The following is a 25848-nucleotide window of genomic DNA, read 5'->3' on the forward strand; positions in this document are numbered from 1 at the left end:
TTTGAAAGAAAAAGAGCAAGAATTTTTAAATCGGATCGAAAAGCACAAAGGAATCTTGTACAAAGTTTCTAAGATGTATATGGATAATCATGATGATCAACAAGATTTGTTTCAGGAGATTGTTTGTCAACTTTGGAAATCATATGAATCCTTTAGAAATGAAAGTCAGTTTTCGACCTGGATGTATCGCGTTGCCGTAAATACTGCAATTGTTTTTCTTAAAAAAGAGAAACGAAAGGTGGATAAATACGAAATCGCTTCAGAAAATATTAAAGAAGACGAAGGTGATTCGCATATAAAAGAAAGTCAGATTGATCACTTTTATAAAGCTGTTCAAAAACTGGAAAAAATAGACAAAGCGATTATTTTTTATCAACTCGAAGGTTTCTCACACAAAGAAATAGGAGATAATCTTGGAATTTCTGAAGGAAACGCCAGAGTGAAATTGAACAGGGCAAAAGAAAAATTAAAAGAAATTATTAAAAATCAAGGATATGGATTTTAACGATATACAAAACGCCTGGAACAACGAAAAGACTGAAAATGTCGTTCTTCCGAGTAATTTAGAAAAAATACAAGAAGCAAATACACCATTAGACAGAATCAGGAAAAATCTTAAAAATGAATTTATTTACCAGATCGTTTCTATTATTTTAGTTGGATTTGTGCCATTGATGTACAGTTTTCCCGAAAAAATGATGACTTACTATTATCTAATTTTTAGTTTTTATGTGGCAGTGTGTATTTACTATTTACTAAAGTTTTATGTGTTTTACAAAAGATTGAGCTCAATCACTTTAAAAACAAAAGACAATTTATACGAGACTTATTTTGATATAAGACTTAATATGGAATTGTATAAAACTTTTGGATTTGCTTTGACTCCGTTTTTGATTCTTTATTTAATTAGTTTTTTGTGCTTCGAGTTTTCTAAAATTCCGGGTTTTATCTCTAAAGAGTTTACCAATTATCAATTAATCTCTTTGTTCTCGATTATAGTTTTTAGCATGTTGTTCATGGGGATTTCTCTGGAATGGTGGGTGAAAAAGTTTTACGGTAAATATGCTCAGGAAATCAGGAAAGTGATAGACGAATTAAAAGAAGAATAGAAAAAACAGAACCCATCGTAATGATGGGTTTATTGTTTATTGGTATTTTTGCATCATGGCTCAAGGATATGACGGATCGAACAGATTTACACCGATTATCTTGTTGGGTTTTTGCAAATAAAAAAATAAATCCGCGGTAAACCTGTTCAATCAGTGTTATCTGCGGTCCATATCATTATGAAAATATTCGTAACAGGAATTTCAACGGATGTTGGTAAAACCATAGCTTCCTCAATTATTGTTGAGTCTTTAGAAGCTGATTATTGGAAACCCATCCAGGCAGGTGATCTTGACAACTCAGACAGTCACAAGATCAAATCAAAAATCTCCAATCAAAAATCTAAAATTTTCGAAAACGCTTATAAGCTAAATACGCCTGCAAGTCCGCATTTGGCTGCAGAAATAGATGAAATTACAATTGATTTAAAAGAAATAAAAGAACCGGAAACGGAGAATCATTTAGTAATCGAAGGTGCCGGAGGAATTTTTGTTCCGCTAAATGAAACAGATACAATTGTAGATTTGATCAAACCCGATTATAAAGTAATTGTGGTTTCGAGACATTATTTAGGAAGTATCAATCATACTTTATTGACGATCGAAGCAATTCGAAATCGTGGTTTTGAAGTTGCCGGGATTATCTTTAGCGGAAGCGAAAACAAATCTACCGAAAGTTTGATTCTGAATAAAACAGGAATAAAAAGCATTGGAAGAATTGACGAAGAACCGTATTTCGATCAAAATGTCATTAGAGAATATGCCGATTTATTTAGAGAGAACTTATTAAAATTGTAAAATGTGGTTTGTAAAATGTAAAAAGGAAAGCATCTTATGCATTTGAAACTAAAATTGTAAAAGTAATTTGTGAAAAGTAAATGACAGAATTTTACATCTCACATCTCACAAAAAACATTTCACTACTATGACATTAACAGAAAAAGACAGCCAATATCTTTGGCATCCTTATACACAACACAAAACGTCACAAACTCCAATCGCGATTTCCAGAGGTGAAGGCGCATTGCTTTGGGACGAGAACAATAAAGAATATATTGACGCAATTGCTTCTTGGTGGGTAAATCCGTTTGGACACAGTAATAAAATTATTGCAGATGCGATTTACAAACAATTGACGACTTTAGAACACGTTTTGTTTGGAGGTTTTACACATGAACCTGCAATAAATGTAGCGGAGAAACTTATTGAAATCCTGCCGAAAAATCAGCAAAAAATATTCTTTTCTGATAATGGTTCAACTGCAGTTGAAGTTGCGATAAAAGTCGCTTTACAATATTTCTTTAATAAAGGCGAAAAACGAACTACGATTATTGCTTTCGAAAATGCTTTTCACGGAGACACTTTTGCGGCAATGGCAGCAAGCGGAATTTCATTTTATACACAAGCTTTTCAAGGAATGTTTATTGATGTGGTCAGAATTCCGGTGCCGGTAAAAGGGCAGGAGCAAGAGAGTTTTGATGCTTTGCGAAATGTGATTCAAAATCATAATTGCGCCGGATTTATTTTCGAACCTTTGGTACAAGGTGCAGCAGGAATGGTAATGTATGAACCGGAAGCTTTGGCAAAATTAATCCAGATTTGTAACGAAAATAAAGTCCTGACTATTGCCGATGAAGTAATGACAGGTTTTGGTAAAACAGGAAAAACCTTCGCAATGGATTATGTTTCGGAAGTTCCGGATATGATTTGCTTGTCTAAAGCGCTAACCGGAGGAACAATCCCAATGGCAATTACAACATTTACGCAAGAGGTTTTTGATGCTTTTTATGATGATGATATTAATAAAGCATTATTCCACGGACATACTTTTACAGCAAATCCAACAGGTTGTGCGGCAGCGCTGGCAAGTATTGATTTGTTGCAAACAGAAGAAATGCAAGCCAATATTCAAAGAATCAACGCAAGTCATTTGAACTTTCAAAAGAAAATTGAAAAGCACTCAAAAGTAATTACTGCCAGAACTCTGGGGGTTATTTTTGCGGTTGAAATTAAATCAGATTCAGAGGAAAGTTATTACGGATCAATGCGAACAAAACTCTATAATTTCTTTATCGAAAATGGTATTGTTTTGAGACCGGTTGGTAATATAGTTTATATTCTTCCGCCGTATATTATGACAGATGAACAACTTCAGAAAGTATATAAAACAATTGAAAAAGCTATTGAAATGGTATAATTTTAGCCTACGGATTTAACGGATGTGGCGGATTTCTGCGGATTATTAATTTTAATTGGCTAGATCAAAGTTCAATTTTTTACAAAATTTAGATATTAAATTAATATTGTATAATATTTGACTAAAGAATGAATCAGATAAAAGAGATTTTTGCTAATTAATTTAAAATCTGTGATAATCAGTTTAATCCGTGTTATCAGCGTGCCATCTTTCATAAAACTTCGCGAACTTTGCGATTAAAAATATCACAACATTGAATACAAAAATATCTATAACAGCTTTTTCGTCTATTTCTCCTTTAGGAAATAGTGCTGATGCCGTTTGGGAAAAATATCTGGAGAACGAACATTGTTTTACGAGACAATTTTTAGATCAACAAGAAACTTCGGTTGCTTCTTTAAGTGCTGAATCAAAACAAATTATTGCTGAAGTCCGTGAATCGGATATTAAATATAAATTTTTAGACGATTCGGTTTTGTTTGCTTTGGCAGCTTCTCGAAAAGCGGTTGAACAGGCGGGATGGAAATCAAATGATGTTTTTGGAATTAATATAGGTTCGTCTCGTGGCGCTACAGATTTATTCGAAAAGCATTATAAAGAATACTTAGATACCGGAAAAGCACAGACATTAGCATCGCCAACAACAACTTTAGGGAATATTTCGTCTTGGATTGCGCACGATTTGCAAAGTGTTGGTCCAGAGATTTCACATTCTATAACGTGCTCAACAGCGCTACATTCTTTATTAAACGGTTTTGCATGGTTAAAATCAGGAATGGCTGATAAGTTTTTGGTTGGCGGAAGTGAAGCTCCTTTAACAGATTTTACGATTGCACAAATGCGTGCTTTAAAGATTTATTCACGTATTAATCAAACAGAAGAAGACTGGCCAAATCTGGCTTTTGATTTTGAGAAAACTCAAAACACTATGATTCTGGGTGAAGGTGCTGCGGTTTGTTGTCTGGAAGCTGGCGAAAAAGAAAATGCAATCGCTTATGTAACCGGAGTTGGATATGCGACAGAGATTTTGGAACATAATATTTCGATTTCTGCGGAGGCAGATTGTTTTCAGAAATCAATGAAAATGGCTTTGAAGGATGAAAATTTAGAAGATATTGACGTAATTGTAATGCACGCGCCTGGAACAATAAAAGGGGATTTAACAGAATTGCGCGCTATCGAAAAAGTCTTCGGATCTAAGTTGCCATTATTGACTACTAATAAATGGAAGATTGGACACACTTTTGGTGCTTCGGGAATATTGAGTTTAGAACTTGCCCTTTTAATGATGCAAAACGACACTTTTATTGGAGTTCCGTTTGGAGAAAAACAAAATCAATCTGGAAAACCAATTAAGAAAGCACTAATAAATGCTGTTGGATTTGGAGGAAATGCCGTTAGTATCTTAATCGAAAAACGATAATTTATACTTTAAGAGAGATTCAATAATATCATTAAGATGAATAAAAAATCCATTCCGTTTTGCGGAATGGATTTTTTATTTTTTGAAGATACTTAACGTTATATTGTTAGGTTCCTATTGAAATATTATTTTTTCGGTTACTGTAAAGTCATTTTCTAAAGTAACTTTTAGCAATAAAACCTGAGTGCTTGATTGAAGGTTTTGTATTTGTAGTTCAGTAGCGCCAATTTTATTCTTATTATAAAGAAGTTTTCCGGTGATATCATAAATAGCAACTTCTTTAATGTTTTCTTTAGTAGAAGTTACTTTAATCACTTTCTCTTTTACAGAAACTAAAAGATCGTTTTCAGTGTTTTCAAAATCTCCTGTTCCAAGAGTTTTCTTGGTATAAGCAATTGTAAAACGGTCTGTAAAAGTTCCAATCGCAGTTGTAAAAGTATAGTTACCTGCTTTTAAGTCAGTAACTTTTCCAGTTGTTTTATCTTCCAGATATACTGCCTGATTATTGAAAAATCCGTCAGCATGATCGATTGCAATTATGAAATCACCCGCAACAGTAGTTTTATATCCTAACGGAATTCTATCTGTATCTGCAAATGGTAAAGCACGTCCCTGAATAATCAATTTATCTGCTTGATTGATACTGTAGAAATCTACAAAACTATTACCATTATTTGTAGCAGCATCATAATTAACATCCCAGTCATTTGTTGCGCCTTCGATATAACCAACCAAAACTTGTTTGAAAGCTCCCTGATTACTGGTAAGATTTAACCAAATACGATTTTTCTCGAGCTCATTTACTTTTGTAGTTTTATAAAATTCATTATTGCTTCCGCTTATACGCATATCATTTGTGAACTTAACAACACCCGGAGCAGAAGCCAACATAAAGAAAGACTGACAGGCAGCTATTTTGCCTGATGGAGGAGGTGTTGCGCCTGTTCCCGTTGAGCCGGATAAATTAAAGACGGCATAATCGTTACTGGTGTAATCATATGAACCACCTGCTGAAGGTAAACTACTTGGAGGGGAATTATGCGTCCAAAAGTATAGTGATCCAACATCTACAGATGGTGAAGCATCATGGTTAATTTTAATAAATTTTTCTGCATCTATTGCTGATGGATACGGGTTTCCTATTAAACTCCATTTTGCACCATATATCGCAACTGAATAATTACCGTTATTAGGAACTCCTGTAAAGACTGCCGGATAAACTGTAGGAGCAGTAATCGAAAAAGTTTGCGGAGCTCTTACTGCATAACCTACAGCAGGTTCCATATCTTTCAATCCGTTTAAATGAATGTTCCATGATGATGATGTCGAATTATAGCTCTGATACTTGTCTAATAAAGTACCCGGAGATAAGTCCTTAAGCTTATAAGGTTGGGCAGTATTTGTTATTGGCGTTGACCAATAAGTAAAATCATATCGACGAACAGGTTGTGTATTACGTTGATAGATAATATTGCCGGTGTTTGCATTGGTAACTCCATTAGTTTGTAATAAACTTGAATTGTTCTGAAATGTTAGAGATCCTCCAGAGACAACATTAAGTGCATTTTTAATGTTTAAAGTACGTCCTGCAGGAACAATTATATTAACCCCTGAATTAATGGTACAAGAACAAGCTTCTATGTCTGCTGTTATTGTAAAAGGTCCGGCAAATATGGCACTTTTGGTCGCATTTGGATCACCAGTTGACCATGTGGTTCCGTCCCAGGTTGTAGAAGATTGATTTGTAATGGTAACTTCAGCGCTTGACGGAGACATGAAGCAGGAATTATAAACTTTATAAGTATATTTTCCAGCCGGAATTCCTGTAAGCGTAATTGATGTTCCTGAACTCGTAGTTTTCACTGCTCCCGGACTTCTTTCAACAGTCCATGTTCCGCTAGCGGGTAAATCACTTAATGTAATAGTTCCCAAAGTGGTACATGTGGTATTTGTAAAACTAGTGATCGTTGGCGGTGTTAACAAAAATGTCGTTGTAGGTGTATTATTAAATTCAACGGTGTTTAATGATGGATCGACTCCGGTAACTTTTCCTGTGTTTATAATTTTACCTGCAGTAACATCTGCTGCGGTAATGGTATAAACTCCCGTTAGCGTTGTTTTTGCGCCAACAGCCAATGATGCAATAGGATTTCCTGATATTGCTATTCCGGTTAAGGCATCGGTAACTTTAATATCAGTGATAGGAACTTCGCCGGTGTTGGTTACCTCGAAGGTGTAGTTTATTTTGTCTCCAGCTTTCCCGCAAGATGTTAATGTACCTTTTGTAACCAAAGTTAGCTCGGCTATTTTTAGTGAATTGGTATTAAAAGCGATAAAAGCACAATCTGAACTTCCGGAAAAAGTAACTACAAAACGATCTACACTTGCCGCATTTGCTGCTGTAATACCAAATTCGCTGGTTTCAATTGCCAGCATTCGAATGTCTCTGGTTGCAGCTGGTGTAAAAGCTCTGGCAGCATTATCAGCGCGGAATAAATCCAGGCTGTAAGTACCAATAGCTGACATCGAACCAAAATTTGTAGATAAGGCATGACCGACAATATTATTGTCTTTGTCTACAAATTTGAAAGTATCTGGGTTACCTCCCGGCTCTGCTACTTGTGTTACAATTAAATCAGGAATATTATCGCCAAGACCACTGAGGTTTAGATTATTTGTTCCCACTTTAAATTCTGCTGAACCTGCTTTTATATTGGCAATACCCGTTCCAAGAGTTAAACCGTTAATACCATCTGTAAGTCGGGAAGCAAGTTCGGCGCCTGTTGACGTCGCTCCTGCAAGTGGCGGAATTAATTTTGTGATTGCGTCATCTCCGTCTATTTTTGAACCTTGTAAAAAATACATGGAATTTGCGTCCAGACCTAGGGTTTGAATTTTTAGTGCTCTAAATTTTTGTGGGCTATACGTTATAGGTTTTCCATTTAGGATATTGTCATTTACTCCTGTTGAATATGTTTTGCTATTCCATTCAAAAGCAAGTAAATTGTTTTCGGTGTCAGGTCTGTTTCCGGCAGCAGTTACGCCATTTGATTTCCAGTAGCCATTCCAGTCTGTATATATTGTTGTTATTTTGGTTTGACTCGACATCTTGAAAGAAATCAATAAAAAAAACAGTACGATTTTCGATATAGAAAATGTATGATTAGGCAATAGTGATTTATGGAGCATGGTGGGCTTGGTTTTTTTGTAGAGTTGGTTATAGATTTAGAGCTGTCGTTTTAGGAGATCTTTAAATGATAGATTTTTTTTAGTGTTTATAATTCAGTTTTAGGGGAGTTATTACATACAAAAATCCGGCAGCTTTCGCTGTCGGATTTTACATATAAAATTGTAGGTTTAATTAAATATGATTTTTTTTGTTACAACATAGTCATTGTCTAATGTTATTTTTACCAATAAAACCTGTGTGGCTGATTGAAGGTTTTGTACTTGTAATTCAGCTGCGTCAACTTTCTTTTTATTGTAAAGAATTTTTCCTGATATATCATAAATAGCAACTTCTTTAATGTTTTCTTTAGTAGAAGTTACTTTGATTGTTTTCTCTTTTACAGAAACCAAAAGATCGTTTTCAGTAGTTTCAAAATCTCCTGTTCCAAGAGTTTTCTTCGTATATGCAATTGTAAAACGGTCTGTAAAAGTTCCTATTGCAGTTGTAAAAGTATAATTACCAGCTTTTAGATCTATAACTTTTCCTGTCGTTTTATCTTCTAAATATATTGCCTGATTATCGAATAATCCGTCAGCATGATCGATTGCTATGGTAAAATCACCTGCAACAGTAGTTTTATACCCAAACGGAATTCTGTCAGTATCTGTAAATGGTAAAGCACGCCCTTGAATACTCAATTTATCTGCTTGATTAATACTATAAAAATCTATAAAAGAATTCCCATTCATAGTACTAGCATCATAATTAACATCCCAGTCATTTGTTGCACCTTCGATATAACCAACCAAAGCTTGTTTGAAAGCTCCCTGATTACTCGTAAGATTTAACCAAATACGATTTTTCTCAAGCTCATTTGTTTTTGTTGTTTTATAAAACTCATTATTGCTTCCGCTTATACGCATATCATTTGTAAACTTAACAACACCAGGACCAGAAGCCTTCATAAAGAAAGACTGACAAGAAGCTATTTTTCCAGATGGTGCAGGTTCGTAAGTTCCGTCAGGTCGTTTTGCACCTGTAGAAGTTGATCCTGATAAGTTTAAAACAGCATAATCATTACTGGTGTAATCATAAGATCCTCCTGCTGAAGGCTTATCACTTGGAGGCGTATTGTGTGTCCAAAAGTACAATGATCCAACATCTACAGATGGTGTAGCATTGTGGTTTATAGTAATAAATTTCTGTGCATCTATCGCTGATGGATAAGGATTTCCTATTAAACTATAATTTGTAGCATAAAGTTGAATTGAATAATCACCATTATTAGGAATACCATTAAAAATTGCCTGATAAGTCACTGGATTTGTGATTGAAAAATTCTGTGGCGCTCTAATTGCGTATCCCACACCAGGTTTCATTTCATCTGTTCCGTTTAAATTGATCTTCCATGCATTTGCTGAAGAATCATAGCTCTGATATTTGTCTAATAATGTACCTGGTGACAAGTCATGCATTGTATAAGCCGGAATTTTGGTTAGTGGTGCTGACCAATACGTAAAATCATAACGTTTCACCAAATCTGTATTTCTTAGTACCTGAAAAGAATCTGCTGCACCTTGATAAGAATTTGTCGTGGTACTAGTTTGTAGTAATGAAGCTCCATCTTCAAGCAGAAGTTTTCCACCCGTTCCAACAGTTATATTTTGGTTAACCGTCAATGTTTTGTTAGAAGGTACGGTAAGAACCACATTTGGACTAATTGTACAAGAACAAACTTCGATATCGTTATTTAAAGTTGTATTTGTGGTTATTTTAATAGATGTTGAGTTTGGGGGTATAGTTCCCGTGCCATTATTATATTCAGTTGGTGTATCAATAAAATTAAGAGCAATATTAGCATCACCAGCATCTTCTCTAAGGCGTACTTCTACTGTAGAGTTTTCGTTTAGGAAATATGTGGTAGTTCCATTTACTTGTACATTAGCATTGCTGTAACCATTTTGAGTAAAAATGTCAACTCCATTAATGAAAATTTTTGCCACATCATCACAATTTGGCAGCACAAGTTGATAGCGACCGCATGGAAAGCCCTTACGTTTATAAGTAATAGTAAAATTGTCGATAGGCATTGGTGCTCCTTGCCAATTAGAGTAATATGAAGGTGATTTTGTTTTATTCCAAAAAAGTTGTGAGTCAAAGTTTAGATTTGGATCAACATACATTCCTGCGAAACTCGAAGCTTGTAAATTGATATCTGGTAAATTGAAACCGTAAACGTTCCATTTATTAATTCCAAACTCAAGTGAGGCGTTAGTTGCTATAACCGCGCCATGTGAAAAGGATACTCTTGCGATTCCTCCTTTTTCATAATATTCAAGTATAAAGCTATGTGATGCTGCAGTTAACGGAACCTGAGCAGTATAAACGTTATAGCCGTGATCACCCCATGAACCTGTTGGCGAAAGAGTAATTAAGTTTCCGTCAATATACAATCGAACACCGTCATCTCCTCCTATTGTAAAATTATAAGTGTCAGCTGTGGTAGTGGTTTGCATTAAATAGCGCACCATAAAATTTTCAGCCGGTACCGGACCACAAAAGTTATCAGCAGCAACACTTTGGTCACCTGTTATTGTTCCGTATTGTACATCTCTTTCAAAATTTGGATTTTCGTAAACCGTTCCAACATATGTAGTTGGTGCTGGTGTTCCTGTATAGGTGTAAACATATCCGTTCCATTGATTTATTCCAGGTGTTGGAGTAGCAGCACATGGTGGTGGTGTAACGGTTACATAAACAATTGCCGACGAATAAGCACTTCCGTTATAAAGAGTATATACAAATGATGTTTCACCAGAAAAACCTGTAGTTGGGGTAAAAGTTACATCAGTAAGACCATTAGCTACAGCGACACCATTTAGAGATTGTGTTGATATAGTCATAGTTTGTAATGGAATTGATCCTATGATATCATTATTCAAAACCGGAATGTGTACTGCTTGATTCGCTGGTGTAGTTGCCGTATCATAGTTAGCAGTTAAGGTATTGGTACTTGAAACAACGCCTGAAATTGTTGGACCTAGTTCTCCTCCGTTATCATGTACAAGATAGTAATCTGAGTAGTATTGATCATTTTCATAAACGTAGATTCGGATATAAAATACTTGATTTTGTGTCGCTACAACGCCAGGAGGGAAATTAGCTGTTACAGTTGTCTGTGTATTTAATACAGCAGTTGTTTCAGCTATTAAACTCGTTCCGTTTCCTGGAAAAGCTGGGTCTAAAGAGTATCGAACCTGATATTTTTTTGGACCTGCATTATTTGAAGATGTTGAATTGTAAGTAAATTTAAATTGCGTAAGGTCTATTTTATACCCCGTTTTAGGGCTAACACTCATTTGAATATATTTTGAGTAATCTAATGAAGTTGGAGATCCATTTACTCTAAAGCCACTATTTACTGCACCAAAAGACATGGTGTTGTTTGTTGTGATATCTGAGGCGGTAATATTAGAATCTGAAACCGCAGCAGTAGGTTTTGGAGTAGATCCTGATCCATTCCAGATCACAAGGCTTGGAGTAATGTCATCTACATTTACAAATACAGTTCCTGTGGATGATTTAGTTGAATTGGAAATGGTGTATTTAAAAGAAGTTTGTCCCGTAAAATTGTTTCCAGGATTAAAAGTTAAAGATTTATCCGGGTTTACGGTTACGGTACCTTGCCCTGTTGCAGGTTGATTTGCTATTACAATGTTGTTAATAGAACTGGTTCCAGCTGTATCATTATTTAAAACGCCTATTGTGATTGCCGTATTTTTTTTGGTAGTTACATTGTCATCATTAGCATTTATATCACTTGCATCATATGTTAAAACTGTACCGGTGATTGTAGGTGTCGTATTTCCTGTTTGAGTGATAGTATTTGAATTGGCTAAAAATATTGGAGCATTTAGATCTCCGTATACCATTAACTTATAACCATAAATTCTTATAGTTAGTGTTTCTCCTTGCGTCAAAGTTAAATTGGCAAGGCTTAATGATCTGTTTATTTTTCCTGTTGTAGTTGCTTCATCCAGTAATAGATAGCTTGTTGTAAAGTTGTCTTTGGAATATCGTACCTGATATCTTTGTACATCAACATGAGATTCACCATTGTAAGTAAAATTGAAAGCTCCTAATTTAAGTTTGTATCCTGTTTTTGCACTTACCGCTACTTGAAAATACTTGTTGTCGTCTTTAACGAAAGTAGTAGGCCAACCTGTTCCTTTAAAACCTTCGTATGCTAAAATTTGTAAATTTGAGTTTGGACCTGCTGTAATTTGGGCTGCTGAAACTGCCGCTGTAGAAGCTACGATTGTTCCGTTAGCGTCGCTTGGCCCATTCCATTTTACAAGATCAGTTTGTGCAATTCCAAAAAAAGGTAACAATAAAAATAAAAGTAGAGTTTTCTTCATGTTAAATGTTTTCTATCAGATTGTTATGTTGGCATAGGATTTTTTTGCCCACGCAAAGATAGATACATCTACGTTTTGGATATCGGAACGGTTTTTAGAAGAACGATATAGTCGATGAAATGTTAAAATAATCGATGAACTACATCATAAAATTGATCAAATTGCGTTATTTCTTATAAATCAGCTTTTTTAAATATAAGAAAAATCGCAAAATACGCTTTGAAATTTAACCTTTTTTGAATATTTAATTATAAAAAAGTGATTTATGATGCAGATTGTGCAAAAAACGGAAGATTTATGATTGGTGGTTTTTCTTATAAAAACGCAATTTTATGTCTTGTTGCATAACGTAGTTTTTTGGATTTGCTATTTTAAAATTTCAGTGAATTATTTTTTTATTTTTTAGATCTTAAAATAGATTTGGGTCTAAATTTTCAAACGATAAAATTGAGTTATGAGTTTTTTTCCAATTCTTTTACTTTGTCGTAAACTAAAAAACTTTCGAAACCACGTCTTAGCATATAATCGCAGAATTTTTTTCTCTTTTTCAGTACGTCTTTTTCACGTAAATTTTCCCAACATCTTTCTGATAATTGCTGAAAAGTAGTGTCATACTCTTCAGGAGATATTTCTTTTAATGCTATTTTGATATTTGTCGAAGAAATTTGCCTTGCTTTTAGTTCATTTGTGATTCTGATAGTTCCCCATTGTTTGATTCTGTGTTTGCCTCTGGCAAAACTGCAGGCAAAACGAGTCTCGTTCAAAAAGTTACTTTCGATTAGCTGAACTATGATTTGTTCTGATTCATCATTGGTCATTTTTAAGCTGTATAATTTCGTAACAACCTCTGCATGACAGCGCTCCTGATAGGCACAAAAGTGTTCGAGCTTAAGTAAGGCTTCCTTGGGAGTGCAGAATGGTTTCATGAGTTTTTTCTTTCTTTTTAACTATTTGTTCTAAAAATAGTCATTTTGTTGTTAAAATTGTACGTCTTTTTTTGCTTTTTCCTAAAAATATTGTTTGCTAAAATGTTGTGTATGTGTGGAATTATAATATTTTTGTACGAGATTTTGATAAGTTTTAATCTGTCTAAAAAACAGGATTTTAGCTTTAATTTTCAGATTAAAAGCCAAATTTAAAGTATTGTTTTAAAAATGCAGTGCTGTTTTATTTCTTTTAACGCCAAAAACTAATATAAATACCGCGCCTATATGATTCGAAAACTACTTACGAATAAAAAATTACTATTAAGTCTTGTATTATTTTTTACTTTTTTTATTAATTATGGACAATCAGCCAGTAATTATTGTTTTACAGCAAGATCAGGGACCTACCCAACTTTAACCGGGACTACTAACGTTCCGGGGTTAGCTGCTACAGATGATGAGGCAGTCTCTAACGCAATAACCCTGCCTTTCAATTTTACGTTTGGAGGATCGGCATATAATCAAGTTAAAGTTTCAAGCAATGGTTGGCTTACTTTTGGATCTACAACAAATGCGGCTTATGTTAATACATCAGGAAATGCAGCATCATCAAAGCCAATTTTATTTCCGTTATGGGATGATTTACAGAACAGAACGATTCCGAGGTATGTTGTTTCCGGATCTGCTCCAAATAGAATTTTTAAACTTGAATGGTCGCAACAAGAATGGGATTTTAATGCGAATAATGATGTTATTTCTTTTCAGGTATGGCTTTATGAAACTAGTAATGTAATTGAATATTATTATAAACAAGGAGGAACGGCTGTAAATAATGGATCTGCTTCCATAGGTATTTATGACGCGAATGATACGTATTTGACGTTAAATACTCCAAGCGCTGCACCAACTGCGCAGTCGTCAACTTTTACTACAAGTATTAGTGCTAAACCAGCAACTAATCAGATTTACAGCTTTGCTCCGCCAACAACTATTTCGCAAGCAGGAGCAGATCAATATAAAAATACTCCATTTACATTAGCGGCAAATGCTGCGGGAAGTGGTAATACAGGAACATGGTCAATAGTTAGTGGCCCAAGTACTTCAACAAGTCAATTTAGTGATGTTTCCAGCCCCACGGCTCTATTTACACCTTCGGGATCAGGAACATGGGCGTTAAACTGGACTATAACGAATGGCTGTTGGACATCGACAGATCAGGTTCTTATTACTAATTGTGCTGGAAATTCAATTACTAATGGCGATTTTAGTGGTGGAGCTACTAGTTGGACACCTGCTATTAATTCAAAAGGACCTGTTAGCGGTACTTCTTATGTTGAGGTTTTGAATGAAAAAGTCTATTTTGGTAATAATAATGATGATAATACAGCAGAATTAGATAGCCAGGCATCTCTTGGTCAAACTGTATCCGTTATTCCAAATGTTCAGTACACACTAAATTTTCTTTATGCTCGAAGACCGGGATCTCCGGCTACTGTTGCGGTTGACGTCAGAGTATATGAAGGTGGCTCAATTACAGCATCAAAAAATATTACTACCAGTGATACTAATAATACTCCTCAAGTAGGTACTTTAACGTTTACGCCAACAAGTTCTTCAATAGTGCTTGAATTTTTCAACTCCTTAGGAGGATCAAGTACTCTGGGGTCTATTGTAGATAATATAGTTTTAGTTCCATCTACTCAGGTAGTTCCCATTGCGATAACAAATCCTAAAGGGAGCTATAAAACCTTAACTGTTTGTGTCGGAGGATCTGCAGGATTAGATGTGGATAATATTTCTGCTTCAGGTGTAACTTATGCATGGTCAACACCGTCTGCGGGAACAAGTTTTACTACAGCTACAAATATTAAAAGTCCTGCAGTTACATTTACAACAACTGGAATGAAGGAATTTAAAGTATTGGCAACCAATTCAAGCGGTTGCGGAAATGTCTCTTCCAGTACATTTGTATATGTAGTTGATCTTCCGGTAGTTTATAATGTTACAGGAGGAGGACCATATTGTTCTGGAGGTACCGGAGTTTTGGTTGGTCTGGATGGTTCGGCTAGTTCGTCTTTAAATATTAGCTATCAGTTGCAAAGAGACGGAGTTGATGTTGCGGGTGCTGTTGTTACGGGAACAGGGTCTGCGATTAGTTTTGGTCTTCAAACGGTAGCTGGTACATACACAGTGGTTGCTAAAAATGCTGGTTGTACTTTAAATATGAATGGTTCTCCAGTCATATCAATAACTACTCCACCAACTGTAAGTATCACAGGTAGCAGCAATATTTGTGTGAATGGTACAACTAAATTATCTCCTACAACTGGAGGCACATGGGTAAGTAACAATCCTTTGATTGCCTCTGTAACGAATAGTGGTGATGTAGTAGGTTTAGCAACAGGAACAGCTACATTTACTTTTACCAGCAACATTGCACCTAATTGCTCAGCTACTACGGCAGCAGTAAACGTTTCATCATCAACTATTGTTTTTGATTCCACAGGTTCTTATACTATTCCTGCAGGAGTTACAAATATTCAAGTGGAATGTTGGGGAGCTGGCGGTGGCGGTGGCGGAGCGTCTAATAACCCATCGGCTGGTGGTGGTGGAGCCGGAGGTTCTTATGTTAAAAACGCATCTTTTACAGTTACACCTAATACTGCATATACAATTAATGTTGGTACTGGAGGGACTGTGTCTACAACTGCTGGTGGAGGAACTGGAGGATCATCTTGGTTTGGTTCAGCGACAACAATTGTGGCCGTAGGTGGTAGAGGCGGACTGGTAGGAAATAATACAACTAATAATGGAACCGGAGGTACGGCTGTTTCAACTGGAAATGTTGGTGGTACAACTACTAGTACATACGGTGCGGCCGGAGGTTCAGCAAATTTAACTGGTACTAATCGTATTGCAGGTAGTGGAAGTGCAGGAGCTAACGGAGGCGCAATAGCTGCTGGTACTACTACTAATGGTAAAGGAGCAGATGGAAATGCCCCTGGTGGTGGTGGTGCAGGAGGACGCAACACAAACGGTACTAATAGTTCTGGAGGTGTTGGTGGTATGGGTAGAGTTACTATAACCTTACCTACTCCAACAGCAAGTGCAGGAGGTAGTCAAACAATATGCCAAACTGGAACAGCATTAGTAAGTGGTGCAAATGCAACAAATGGAACTATATTATGGTCACATAACGGTGCAGGTTCATTAAGTAATGCAACAACGTTAGCACCAACATATACAGCTGCATCAGGAGATGCAGGAAATGCTGTTGTTTTAACCATGACGGTATCAAATGGACCTTGCTTAGTAACTACGGCTACTTATACTGTGAATGTTACACCGACAGTTGGTACGCCAACAGCAATTACTCCAGCTTCACCAGCAACAGCAACAATTTGTCAGGGAAGTGCAAACACTACTTATACTACATCTGCTACTAATGCTACGAGTTATACATGGAGCGTTAGCGGTACAGGAAATACAATATCAGGAAGCGGAACAACAGGGACGGTTACCTGGGCAGCAGGATTTTCAGGTCCGGCAACGGTGAGTGTTGTGGCTAATGGTTGTGGCACTTCATCAACAGTTTCAACAACAATTACTGTGACACCAACAGTTGGTACGCCAACAGCAATTACTCCAGCTTCACCAGCAACAGCAACAATTTGTCAAGGAAGTGGAAACACTACTTATACGACATCTGCTACTAATGCTACGAGTTATACATGGAGCGTTAGCGGTACAGGAAATACAATCTCAGGAAGCGGAACAACAGGAACGGTTACCTGGGCAGCAGGATTTTCAGGTCCGGCAACGGTGAGTGTTAAAGCTAATGGTTGTGGCACTTCATCAACAGTTTCAACAACAATTACTGTGACACCAACAGTTGGTACGCCAACAGCAATTACTCCAGCTTCACCAGCAACAGCAACAATTTGTCAGGGAAGTGCAAACACTACTTATACTACATCTGCTACTAATGCTACGAGTTATACATGGAGCGTTAGCGGTACAGGAAATACAATATCAGGAAGCGGAACAACAGGGACGGTTACCTGGGCAGCAGGATTTTCAGGTCCGGCAACGGTGAGTGTTGTGGCTAATGGTTGTGGCACTTCATCAACAGTTTCAACAACAATTACTGTGACACCAACAGTTGGTACGCCAACAGCAATTACTCCAGCTTCACCAGCAACAGCAACAATTTGTCAAGGAAGTGGAAACACTACTTATACGACATCTGCTACTAATGCTACGAGTTATACATGGAGCGTTAGCGGTACAGGAAATACAATCTCAGGAAGCGGAACAACAGGAACGGTTACCTGGGCAGCAGGATTTTCAGGTCCGGCAACGGTGAGTGTTAAAGCTAATGGTTGTGGCACTTCATCAACAGTTTCAACAACAATTACTGTCACACCAACAGTTGGTACGCCAACAGCAATTACTCCAGCTTCACCAGCAACAGCAACAATTTGTCAGGGAAGTGCAAACACTACTTATACAACATCTGCTACGAATGCTACCAGTTATACATGGAGCGTTAGCGGTACAGGAAACACAATATCAGGAACCGGAACAACAGGAACGGTTACTTGGGCAGCAGGATTTTCAGGTCCGGCAACGGTGAGTGTTGTGGCTAATGGTTGTGGCACTTCATCAACAGTTTCAACAACAATTACTGTCACACCAACAGTTGGTACGCCAACAGCAATTACTCCAGCTTCACCAGCAACAGCAACAATTTGTCAAGGAAGTGCAAACACTACTTATACGACATCTGCTACTAATGCTACAAGTTATACATGGAGTGTTAGCGGTACAGGAAATACAATTTCAGGAAGCGGAACAACAGGAACGGTTACCTGGGCAGCAGGATTTTCAGGTCCGGCAACGGTGAGTGTTGTGGCTAATGGTTGTGGCACTTCATCAACAGTTTCAACAACAATTACTGTTACACCGACAGTTGGTACGCCAACAGCAATTACTCCAGCTTCACCAGCAACAGCAACAATTTGTCAGGGAAGTGCAAACACTACTTATACTACATCTGCTACTAATGCTACAAGTTATACATGGAGCGTTAGCGGTACAGGAAACACAATTTCAGGAAGCGGAACAACAGGAACGGTTACTTGGGCAGCAGGATTTTCAGGTCCGGCAACGGTGAGTGTTAAAGCTAATGGTTGTGGCACTTCATCAACAGTTTCAACAACAATTACTGTGACACCAACAGTTGGTACGCCAACAGCAATTACTCCAGCTTCACCAGCAACAGCAACAATTTGTCAGGGAAGTGCAAACACTACTTATACGACATCTGCTACTAATGCTACGAGTTATACATGGAGCGTTAGCGGTACAGGAAATACAATCTCAGGAAGCGGAACAACAGGAACGGTTACCTGGGCAGCAGGATTTTCAGGTCCGGCAACGGTGAGTGTTGTGGCTAATGGATGTGGTACTTCATCAACAGTTTCAACAACCGTTACTGTAACTCCAACTTTATCAGCAGTTGGAATTTCACCAACAGGTGGTCAGGCATTATGTCTAATAGGTACAGGAACACTTTTAACGGTAGCAGAAACCGGAGGAGGTACAATTTCTCGTCAATGGGGTAAACGCTTAGTTTCTGGAGGAGCGATTACAAATATATCAGGTCAAACTGCACAAACTTTTACTCCAACAGGAGCAAATTTAGGAGTTGGTGACTGGCTTATAGTTTGTACTTCAACGCCATCATGTGGAAGCGCAATTATTTCTAATGAAGTATCAGTGAAGGTTTCACCAGACCTTCCAGCAAGTGTTAATATTGCAGCTTCACCATCGGGAGCAATTTGTGCGGGAACACTGGTAACTTTTACAGCAACACCAACTAATGGAGGAACTACTCCAACCTATCAATGGTACAATGGATTAACTGCAGTAGGGACAGGTTCAACTTATAGCAGTTCAACTTTAGCTAATGGCGACGCTATCAAAGTTGTAATGACATCGAATGCAAGTCCTTGTTTAACAGGAAGTCCAGCGACGTCTAATACAATAACAATGTCAGTAAATGCATTACCAGGAACACCAAGTCCGGGAACTCCAACACAACCAACATGTGCTTCACCAGTAGGTAGTGTTTTGTTGAGTAATTTACCGTCAAGCGGAACTTGGACAATCACACAAAGCGGTTTTGCTCCAGGTTCATATAATGGTACAGGAACAACATACAATGTGCAAAATCTTGCGCCGGGTAATTATACTTTTACGGTTGTGGGTGCTGCTAATTCTTGTAGTTCTTTAGCTTCTACAAATGTGACAATAAATGTTTCTTCATCTAAAGTATGGACAGGAAACTCAGATGCAAACTGGAGTAATCCTGCAAACTGGAATCCTTCAGGAATACCATTACCGTCAGATTGTGTTGTAATACCAGATGCGTCAGTGGTACTAAATGTTCCAACGATTACAGGAGCTGGAGTTGTTGCAAATGCTTTTACACTTAATGTAAATGACAATGCTTCATTAACAGTAAACAGCAAAAATACTTTAAGAGTAGTAGGTAGTGTAACAGTAGCGCCTTTAGGTTCTTTAGTTTTTAAAGACGAAGCCAGTTTAGTGCAAACAACAAATGCTACAAATACAGGAAATATTACTTATAATAGAAATACAGAACCAATTCGTCGTTATGATTTTACTTATTGGTCAACACCAATAACAAATACTGCTCAGCCTTATAAACTTAAGGACTTATCTCCGGGTACTTTATTAGACAAGTATCAGAGCTATAATTCGACAACATCATCATGGGACATCCATCTAAACGGATTGAAAGATATGGAACCTGCCGTAGGTTATGCAGTAAGAGCTCCGCAAACTTTTTCGATCACTGCTCCCATAGTTTATCCGGCAGTTTTTACGGGAACCCCTAACAATGGAGATTACACAGTTGCGATATATGGTGCAAAATGGAGTTTAATAGGTAACCCTTATCCATCAGCAATAGATGCAGAAAAATTAATTCAAATTAACCATGATGCTTCACCATCTGTAGATGTTGGATCATTATACTTTTGGACGCATAATTCTCCTCCAAGTAGTACGCCTTCAGCAGGGGGATCTTATGATTACACCAGTAACGATTATGCTGTATTTAATTTATCCGGCTCAACAGGAACAGGGCCAACACCACCGCCAACAGGCGATATAGCTTCATGTCAGTCTTTCTTTATGTTGGCTTCTGCTCCGGGTGTTGTTAAATTCACAAATGATATGAGAGTTGACGGAAGAAACGAGCAATTTTTCAAAACAGCAAAAACAAATGCTATCGAGAAAAATCGTGTATGGTTAAATCTTACGAGTAATCAAGGAGCTTTCAAACAAGTTTTGGTTGGTTATATCGAAGGCGCAACAAATGACTGGGATGTTAATTATGATGCTGCTACAAATAATGGTAATAGTTTTGTAGATTTCTACAGTATCAATCAAGCAGACAAATTGATTATTCAGGGTCGTGCTTTACCATTTGCAGATACAGATCGCGTTCCATTAGGATATAAAACTACAGTTGCAGGTGATTTCATAATTGCGATCGATCATGCTGACGGATTATTCAATAATCAGGCTGTATATCTGGAAGATAAAACAACAGGAAAAGTTACAGACCTAAAAGCTGGTAACTATACTTTTACAACGGCGATAGGAACTTTTACAGACCGTTTTACAATTGCTTATACCAAGAAAACTCTTGGAACAGGAGATTTTGAAAATCTTGAAAACACGGTCTTTGTCTCTATAAAAGACAAAACGATCAAAGTAACTTCTAGTAAAGAAACGATCAAAGAAGTTACGATTTATGATATCAACGGACAGCTTCTTTATAACAAAAAGAAAATAGACGTTAATGAATTGCAAATACCAAATTTACAATCAAGTAATCAGGTGTTATTAGTAAAAGTTACTTTAGACAATGGTTTTACAACAACCAAAAAGATTATATTTCAATAAATGATCTAGAGATTAAAACATCTTTAACATTTTAAATTATCTAAATCCATTCCGTTTTTTCGGAATGGATTTTTTTTGCAATAACCATAAATTTAACCAAAAGTGGGTATTGCTGTAGTCATAAAAGAATTTTACATTTCGGTTTATTCTTACAAATAGTAATAACCTGAAAATTTAAATTTTGATTAGAAAATTATTTTGTTCCTTGATTTTAATTAGTTCGACATTTACGCCACAACTTTATGCACAGCAAGGAAAAGTAGATATTACCTTTAACACATTTGATGATGGTTTAAATGGAGATGGTTTCGACAATACAGTCAGGACCTTATCGCTGCAATCAGATGAAAATCTAATAGTTGGTGGAGATTATTTAGGACTTAACGGAATACCAAGTACTTATTTAACCCGATTAAAACCTGATGGAACTAACGACTTAAGTTTTAGTACCGGAACTGGTTTCAATGGTAAAGTATATACAACTCACATTCAGCCTGACGGCAAAATACTGGTTGGCGGAAGTTTTACATCTTACAACGGTGTAAGTTCAGGAAGGTTGATTCGTCTAAATAAAAATGGAACAAACGACACATCCTTTAATACATCGATCGCGGCCACAACAGGTATTATCTATAATATTTGTCCACAACCAGACGGCAAAATTATTATTGTAGGCAGTTTTACAAAATATAATAATATTACAGCAAATCGAATTGCACGTTTACTTCCAAATGGAACCTTAGATCCTACTTTTATTACAGGTTCCGGTTCATCAGTAATTATCTCAAATGCCAGAGTTTTAGCCAGCGGAAAAATTCTGATTTCCGGAAATTTTTTAGCATTTAACGGCGCTTCAAAGAATAAAATTGCCCGTTTAAATTATGATGGAAGCATAGACGAAACCTTTAATATCGGAACTGGTTTTAATGATGATGTCGATGCAATAGCAGTTCAGGAAGATGGTAAAATTATTCTGGGCGGAAGCTTCACAACCTATAACGGAATTATAGCAAATCGGATCATACGTCTAAACGAAGACGGCACCTTAGACAATAGTTTATTATCAGGTTCGGGCATAAACGGAGGCGCTGTTCAAGCAATCAAAATAGATGCTTCAGGTCGAATAATGGTTGGAGGATCTTTTGCAGGCTTATATAATGGCAATGCAATTAATAGAGTTTTTCTTTTAAATTCTAATGGAACTCTAAATTCAGATTTTGATATAGAATCCGGACCAGGTTCAGGCTCTGTTTTAGCATTAATAAATGACTCAAATGGCTCTTGGTATATTGGAGGCTCTTTTTTAACTTTTGACGGGCAAAATCAAGGCAGATTAGTAAAAGTTAACCCAGACGGAGATCATGATAGTAGTTACCTGTCTGCAGGAGTTGGTTTTGATAATTCGGTTTTAAAAATTTTGCCATTAGAAGATCATAAAACAATGATTTTTGGAAGTTTTACCAAATTTAATGGTGACCCAATTTTTAGAATCGCCCGACTTTTAGAGAACGGATTTTCTGATTCATCTTTTAATTCCAATAAATCGGGAGCAAATAATCTCATAAAATCTGCCGTATTACAAACAGACAGGAAAATTGTTTTTGGAGGAAACTTTACGAAGTATAACGATGTAATCTCCAATCGGATTACCAGAGTTTTTCCGGATGGAACAATTGATCCTACTTTTAATATCGGATCCGGATTTAATAGTCAGATATATGCAATGGCAATTCAGCCAGATGGAAAAGTAATTGTTGCAGGCAATTTTACCACTTATAATGGTTCAACTGGAGTGGGAAGAATCATTAGATTATTATCAAATGGCTCTCGTGATAATAGCTTTAATACAGGTCTTGGTGCTGACGCTATTATTGAGGCGATTTTAATTCAGCCTGACGGAAAAATTTTGGCAGGAGGAAGATTTAATAGTTTTAATGGGAATAGTTTCGCTCGTTTAGTCCGTTTAAATCCCGACGGAAGTATTGATTCCGGTTTTAATATTGACGATGGTTTCGATAAAAATATATATGCGATCGCACTACAATCTGATCAGAAAATAATCATTGGAGGTTCTTTTTTAAGCTATAATAAAGTTGCACAAAAACGAATACTTCGGCTAAATTCTAATGGTGATTTAGATACTACATTTGATTCAGGTACAGGTTTTAGCAAAGGAGAAGTTCGCAGTATTCTTGTTCAGCCCGATGATAGAATTCTCGTAGGAGGAACTTTCTCAGGAACCTACAAAAATTTGCCTTCTCAGCGATTTATACGTTTGTTGAAAAATGGCGATAATGATGTCTCTTTTGATGCTCCTTTGAACAATACTCTTTTTGCAATGAGTTTTACATCAGATTACAGAGTATTAATTGGAGGGAATTTTAATTCTGTTTCCAGGATTGCAAAACATAGAATTGCACGTCTCAAACTCTGCGTTGATTCTACAATCTGGAATGGTATTTCCTGGAATAATGGAAAGCCATCAGCAGGTAAAGAAGTGTTTTTTAAAGAAAATTTTGCTTCGTTGACAACTACAAATATTTGTAGTTGCTCAATTGACGAAGGAAAAACAGTAACGTTATTAAGTGGTAATACTTTAGGAATTGAATTTTCATATGTAGGTTTAGGAACGTTAGTTTTAGAAGATTCAACAAGTTTATATCAATCAGACGATGATATGATAAATACAGGAATTATTCATTTTAAAAGAAAAACAAACCCAGTCTTAAGATATGATTTTACTTATTGGTCTTCTCCCGTTGAAAATCAAAAATTGATTGATGTTTCTCCAAATACGTTATTCGATAAATATGAGTCTTATGATAGTTTAACAGAAAGCTGGACATTCGAGAAGCCTTCCAATATCATGATTGTAGGCAAAGGATATGTTATTAGAGCGCCACAGAATTTTTCAATTACAGAACGATCTGTATTTGAAGCTACTTTTAAAGGGATTCCAAATAATGGGAAAATTAACGCTGATTTGGGAATGGAGGACAGTTATAATTTAGTTGGAAATCCCTATCCGTCGGCAATTAATGCAGATGTTTTTTTGACGAATAATGACTTACAAATAAAAGGAGCACTGTATTTCTGGACTCATAATACGCCAATAACCAATTTTAAATATACAGCTGATGATTATGCAACTTATAATTTGCTTGGAGGTGTTGGCACAGCCGCAACAACTTCTGTTTCTAATAAAACAGAGCCGAATGGTGCGATTGCAGCAGGACAATCCTTTTTTCTGCAAAGTAAGGATTTAGGATTTGTCAGTTTTACAAACGAAATGAGGATAGTAGGAAGAAATGCAAGTTTTTTTAAGCCGGCAAATCACAATAAAGAATCAGATCAAAGCACGATTGAAAAACATAGATTTTGGTTGAATCTAAGAAATGATGAAGGTGCATTTAAGCAAATTTTATTGGGTTATATAAAAGGAGCAACCAACGAGTTCGATGATAAGTATGATGCTTTAAGTATGAACGGAAATCCGTATGCTGATTTCTACAGTATTATCGAAAACAAAAAATTAGTAATCCAGGGACGTGCTTTGCCTTTTACTGAAAAAGATTCTATCGTATTAGGTTTCAAATTAGGAATCGAAGGTAATTTTAATTTTAGCATTGATCATAAAGACGGAATTTTTGAGAAAACAAATGTTTTTATTGAAGATAAAGATTTGAAGACCATTCATAATTTATCTCAATCGCCCTATTTTTTTAATTCTTCAATAGGAACTTTTAATGAACGTTTTATAGTAAAATTTACTGATAAAACATTAAGTATTGATAATTTTGAAGTTCAGGACAATGATGTTGTAGTTTGGAAAAAAGATAAAATGATTTTTATTATTGCCAAAAATCAAAATATAAATGAAGTTGTTGTTTTTGATATTTCCGGAAAAAGTATCTACAGAAAAGATAAATTGGATACAAATAAATTAACCATTCAGAATTTGTTTTCAGCACATCAAATTTTATTTGTAAAAGTGAGATTGGAAAATGGAAATTCGATAATAAAAAAAATACCTTTTTAAGAAGATGTTTTTCAAAATATTTACAATCCATTCTGCAAAACGGAATGGATTTTTTGTGCAATAATTTTTGATTTTATGTACTTGTCAGACGTTTTTTGAGATTAAATTACCTCTTGTTTTTCCAAATCAGGTATTAAAACCACAAAAAATTCAGAATTAGCATTTTATTTATTTGGATGAGCTACATTATTTAAATGATGAACTACATTAAAAAAAAAACTTTATGCGAAATTACTTAAAAATATTTAATTTTTTAATTATAAGTATCTGTTTTTTAATAAGTTAAATAATATTTTGTAAATTGTTAGTACACTTTTTTTAACGGAATTCTACTATTACATTTTGTTAAAACTGCTCTTAGAAGTATTAAAAATGTAAACAAAAAAATTTTTTTTCGGGGCCCTTCTACCTACTTACAACTACTGATTGTTTAATTTAAATGCCACACTAAATAAACAAAAAAGTACATCTTAATGACTACGATCTGAATGTCAAATAAAAAAAGTAAACACAAATTTTACGAATTAGTTCGTACAATTAAATTCACCAACTAAACATTAAGTTTAGTA

General features: G+C 36.0%; 10 protein-coding genes. 7 read left to right on the forward strand and 3 right to left on the reverse strand.

The annotated features are described in order from the left end of the window. The first annotated feature begins 1 nt into the window (after nt 1). The 5 genes from C8C83_RS10135 to C8C83_RS10155 all read left to right on the forward strand — a co-directional run bounded on the left by C8C83_RS10135 (nt 2) and on the right by C8C83_RS10155 (nt 4726). Nucleotides 2-505, forward strand: coding sequence for an RNA polymerase sigma factor (locus tag C8C83_RS10135; RefSeq protein WP_121328349.1), 504 nt, complete (start codon nt 2-4; stop codon nt 503-505). After that, nucleotides 495-1109, forward strand: coding sequence for a hypothetical protein (locus C8C83_RS10140; protein ID WP_121328351.1), 615 nt, complete (start codon nt 495-497; stop codon nt 1107-1109). The genes C8C83_RS10135 and C8C83_RS10140 overlap by 11 nt, the downstream gene beginning before the upstream one ends. 177 nt (nt 1110-1286) lie before the next feature. Then, entirely contained in the window at nt 1287-1904 is a 618-nt protein-coding gene (gene bioD, locus C8C83_RS10145) for a dethiobiotin synthase (RefSeq protein ID WP_121328353.1), read from the forward strand. Between the two features lie 127 nt (nt 1905-2031). Beyond that, nucleotides 2032-3303: an adenosylmethionine--8-amino-7-oxononanoate transaminase gene (bioA, locus tag C8C83_RS10150; RefSeq protein ID WP_121328355.1), complete on the forward strand. Its 1272-nt coding sequence runs from the start codon at nt 2032-2034 to the stop codon at nt 3301-3303. Between the two features lie 253 nt (nt 3304-3556). Then, the gene (locus tag C8C83_RS10155) at nt 3557-4726 is read left to right on the forward strand and encodes a beta-ketoacyl synthase N-terminal-like domain-containing protein (RefSeq protein WP_121328357.1); all 1170 of its coding nucleotides are present in this window, start codon (nt 3557-3559) and stop codon (nt 4724-4726) included. Between the two features lie 114 nt (nt 4727-4840). On the opposite strand, the gene C8C83_RS10160 is transcribed toward C8C83_RS10155, so the two are convergent. The 3 genes from C8C83_RS10160 to C8C83_RS10170 form a co-directional block, all read right to left on the reverse strand. After that, entirely contained in the window at nt 4841-7834 is a 2994-nt protein-coding gene (locus tag C8C83_RS10160; RefSeq protein WP_158598147.1) for a T9SS sorting signal type C domain-containing protein, read from the reverse strand. A gap of 249 nt (nt 7835-8083) precedes the next feature. Then, nucleotides 8084-12313 carry a T9SS sorting signal type C domain-containing protein gene (locus C8C83_RS10165; protein WP_121328360.1) on the reverse strand — a complete coding sequence of 1410 codons (4230 nt, stop codon included), beginning with the start codon at nt 12311-12313 and terminating at the stop codon, nt 8084-8086. Between the two features lie 452 nt (nt 12314-12765). After that, on the reverse strand, nt 12766-13239 hold the full coding sequence (locus tag C8C83_RS10170; protein WP_121328362.1) for a regulatory protein RecX: 474 nt from the start codon (nt 13237-13239) through the stop codon (nt 12766-12768). Between the two features lie 285 nt (nt 13240-13524). On the opposite strand from C8C83_RS10170, the gene C8C83_RS10175 reads away from it, so the two are divergent. Continuing rightward, the gene (locus C8C83_RS10175; protein WP_121328364.1) at nt 13525-21240 is read left to right on the forward strand and encodes a T9SS sorting signal type C domain-containing protein; all 7716 of its coding nucleotides are present in this window, start codon (nt 13525-13527) and stop codon (nt 21238-21240) included. A 205-nt stretch (nt 21241-21445) separates the two neighbouring features. Beyond that, on the forward strand, nt 21446-25279 hold the full coding sequence (locus C8C83_RS10180) for a T9SS sorting signal type C domain-containing protein (RefSeq protein ID WP_233566043.1): 3834 nt from the start codon (nt 21446-21448) through the stop codon (nt 25277-25279). Nucleotides 25280-25848: the final 569 nt, after the last annotated feature.

Source organism: Flavobacterium sp. 90 (genome assembly GCF_004339525.1).
Lineage (GTDB): Bacteria > Bacteroidota > Bacteroidia > Flavobacteriales > Flavobacteriaceae > Flavobacterium.

Bases quoted from the DNA above. Each gene is read 5' to 3' on its own strand.
- C8C83_RS10140 (WP_121328351.1), top strand. From the start codon at position 495: ATGGATTTTAACGATATACAAAACGCCTGGAACAACGAAAAGACTGAA.
- bioD (WP_121328353.1), top strand. From the start codon at position 1,287: ATGAAAATATTCGTAACAGGAATTTCAACGGATGTTGGTAAAACCATA.
- bioA (WP_121328355.1), top strand. From the start codon at position 2,032: ATGACATTAACAGAAAAAGACAGCCAATATCTTTGGCATCCTTATACA.
- C8C83_RS10160 (WP_158598147.1), bottom strand. From the start codon at position 7,834: ATGTCGAGTCAAACCAAAATAACAACAATATATACAGACTGGAATGGC.
- C8C83_RS10165 (WP_121328360.1), bottom strand. From the start codon at position 12,313: ATGAAGAAAACTCTACTTTTATTTTTATTGTTACCTTTTTTTGGAATT.
- C8C83_RS10170 (WP_121328362.1), bottom strand. From the start codon at position 13,239: ATGAAACCATTCTGCACTCCCAAGGAAGCCTTACTTAAGCTCGAACAC.
- C8C83_RS10175 (WP_121328364.1), top strand. From the start codon at position 13,525: ATGATTCGAAAACTACTTACGAATAAAAAATTACTATTAAGTCTTGTA.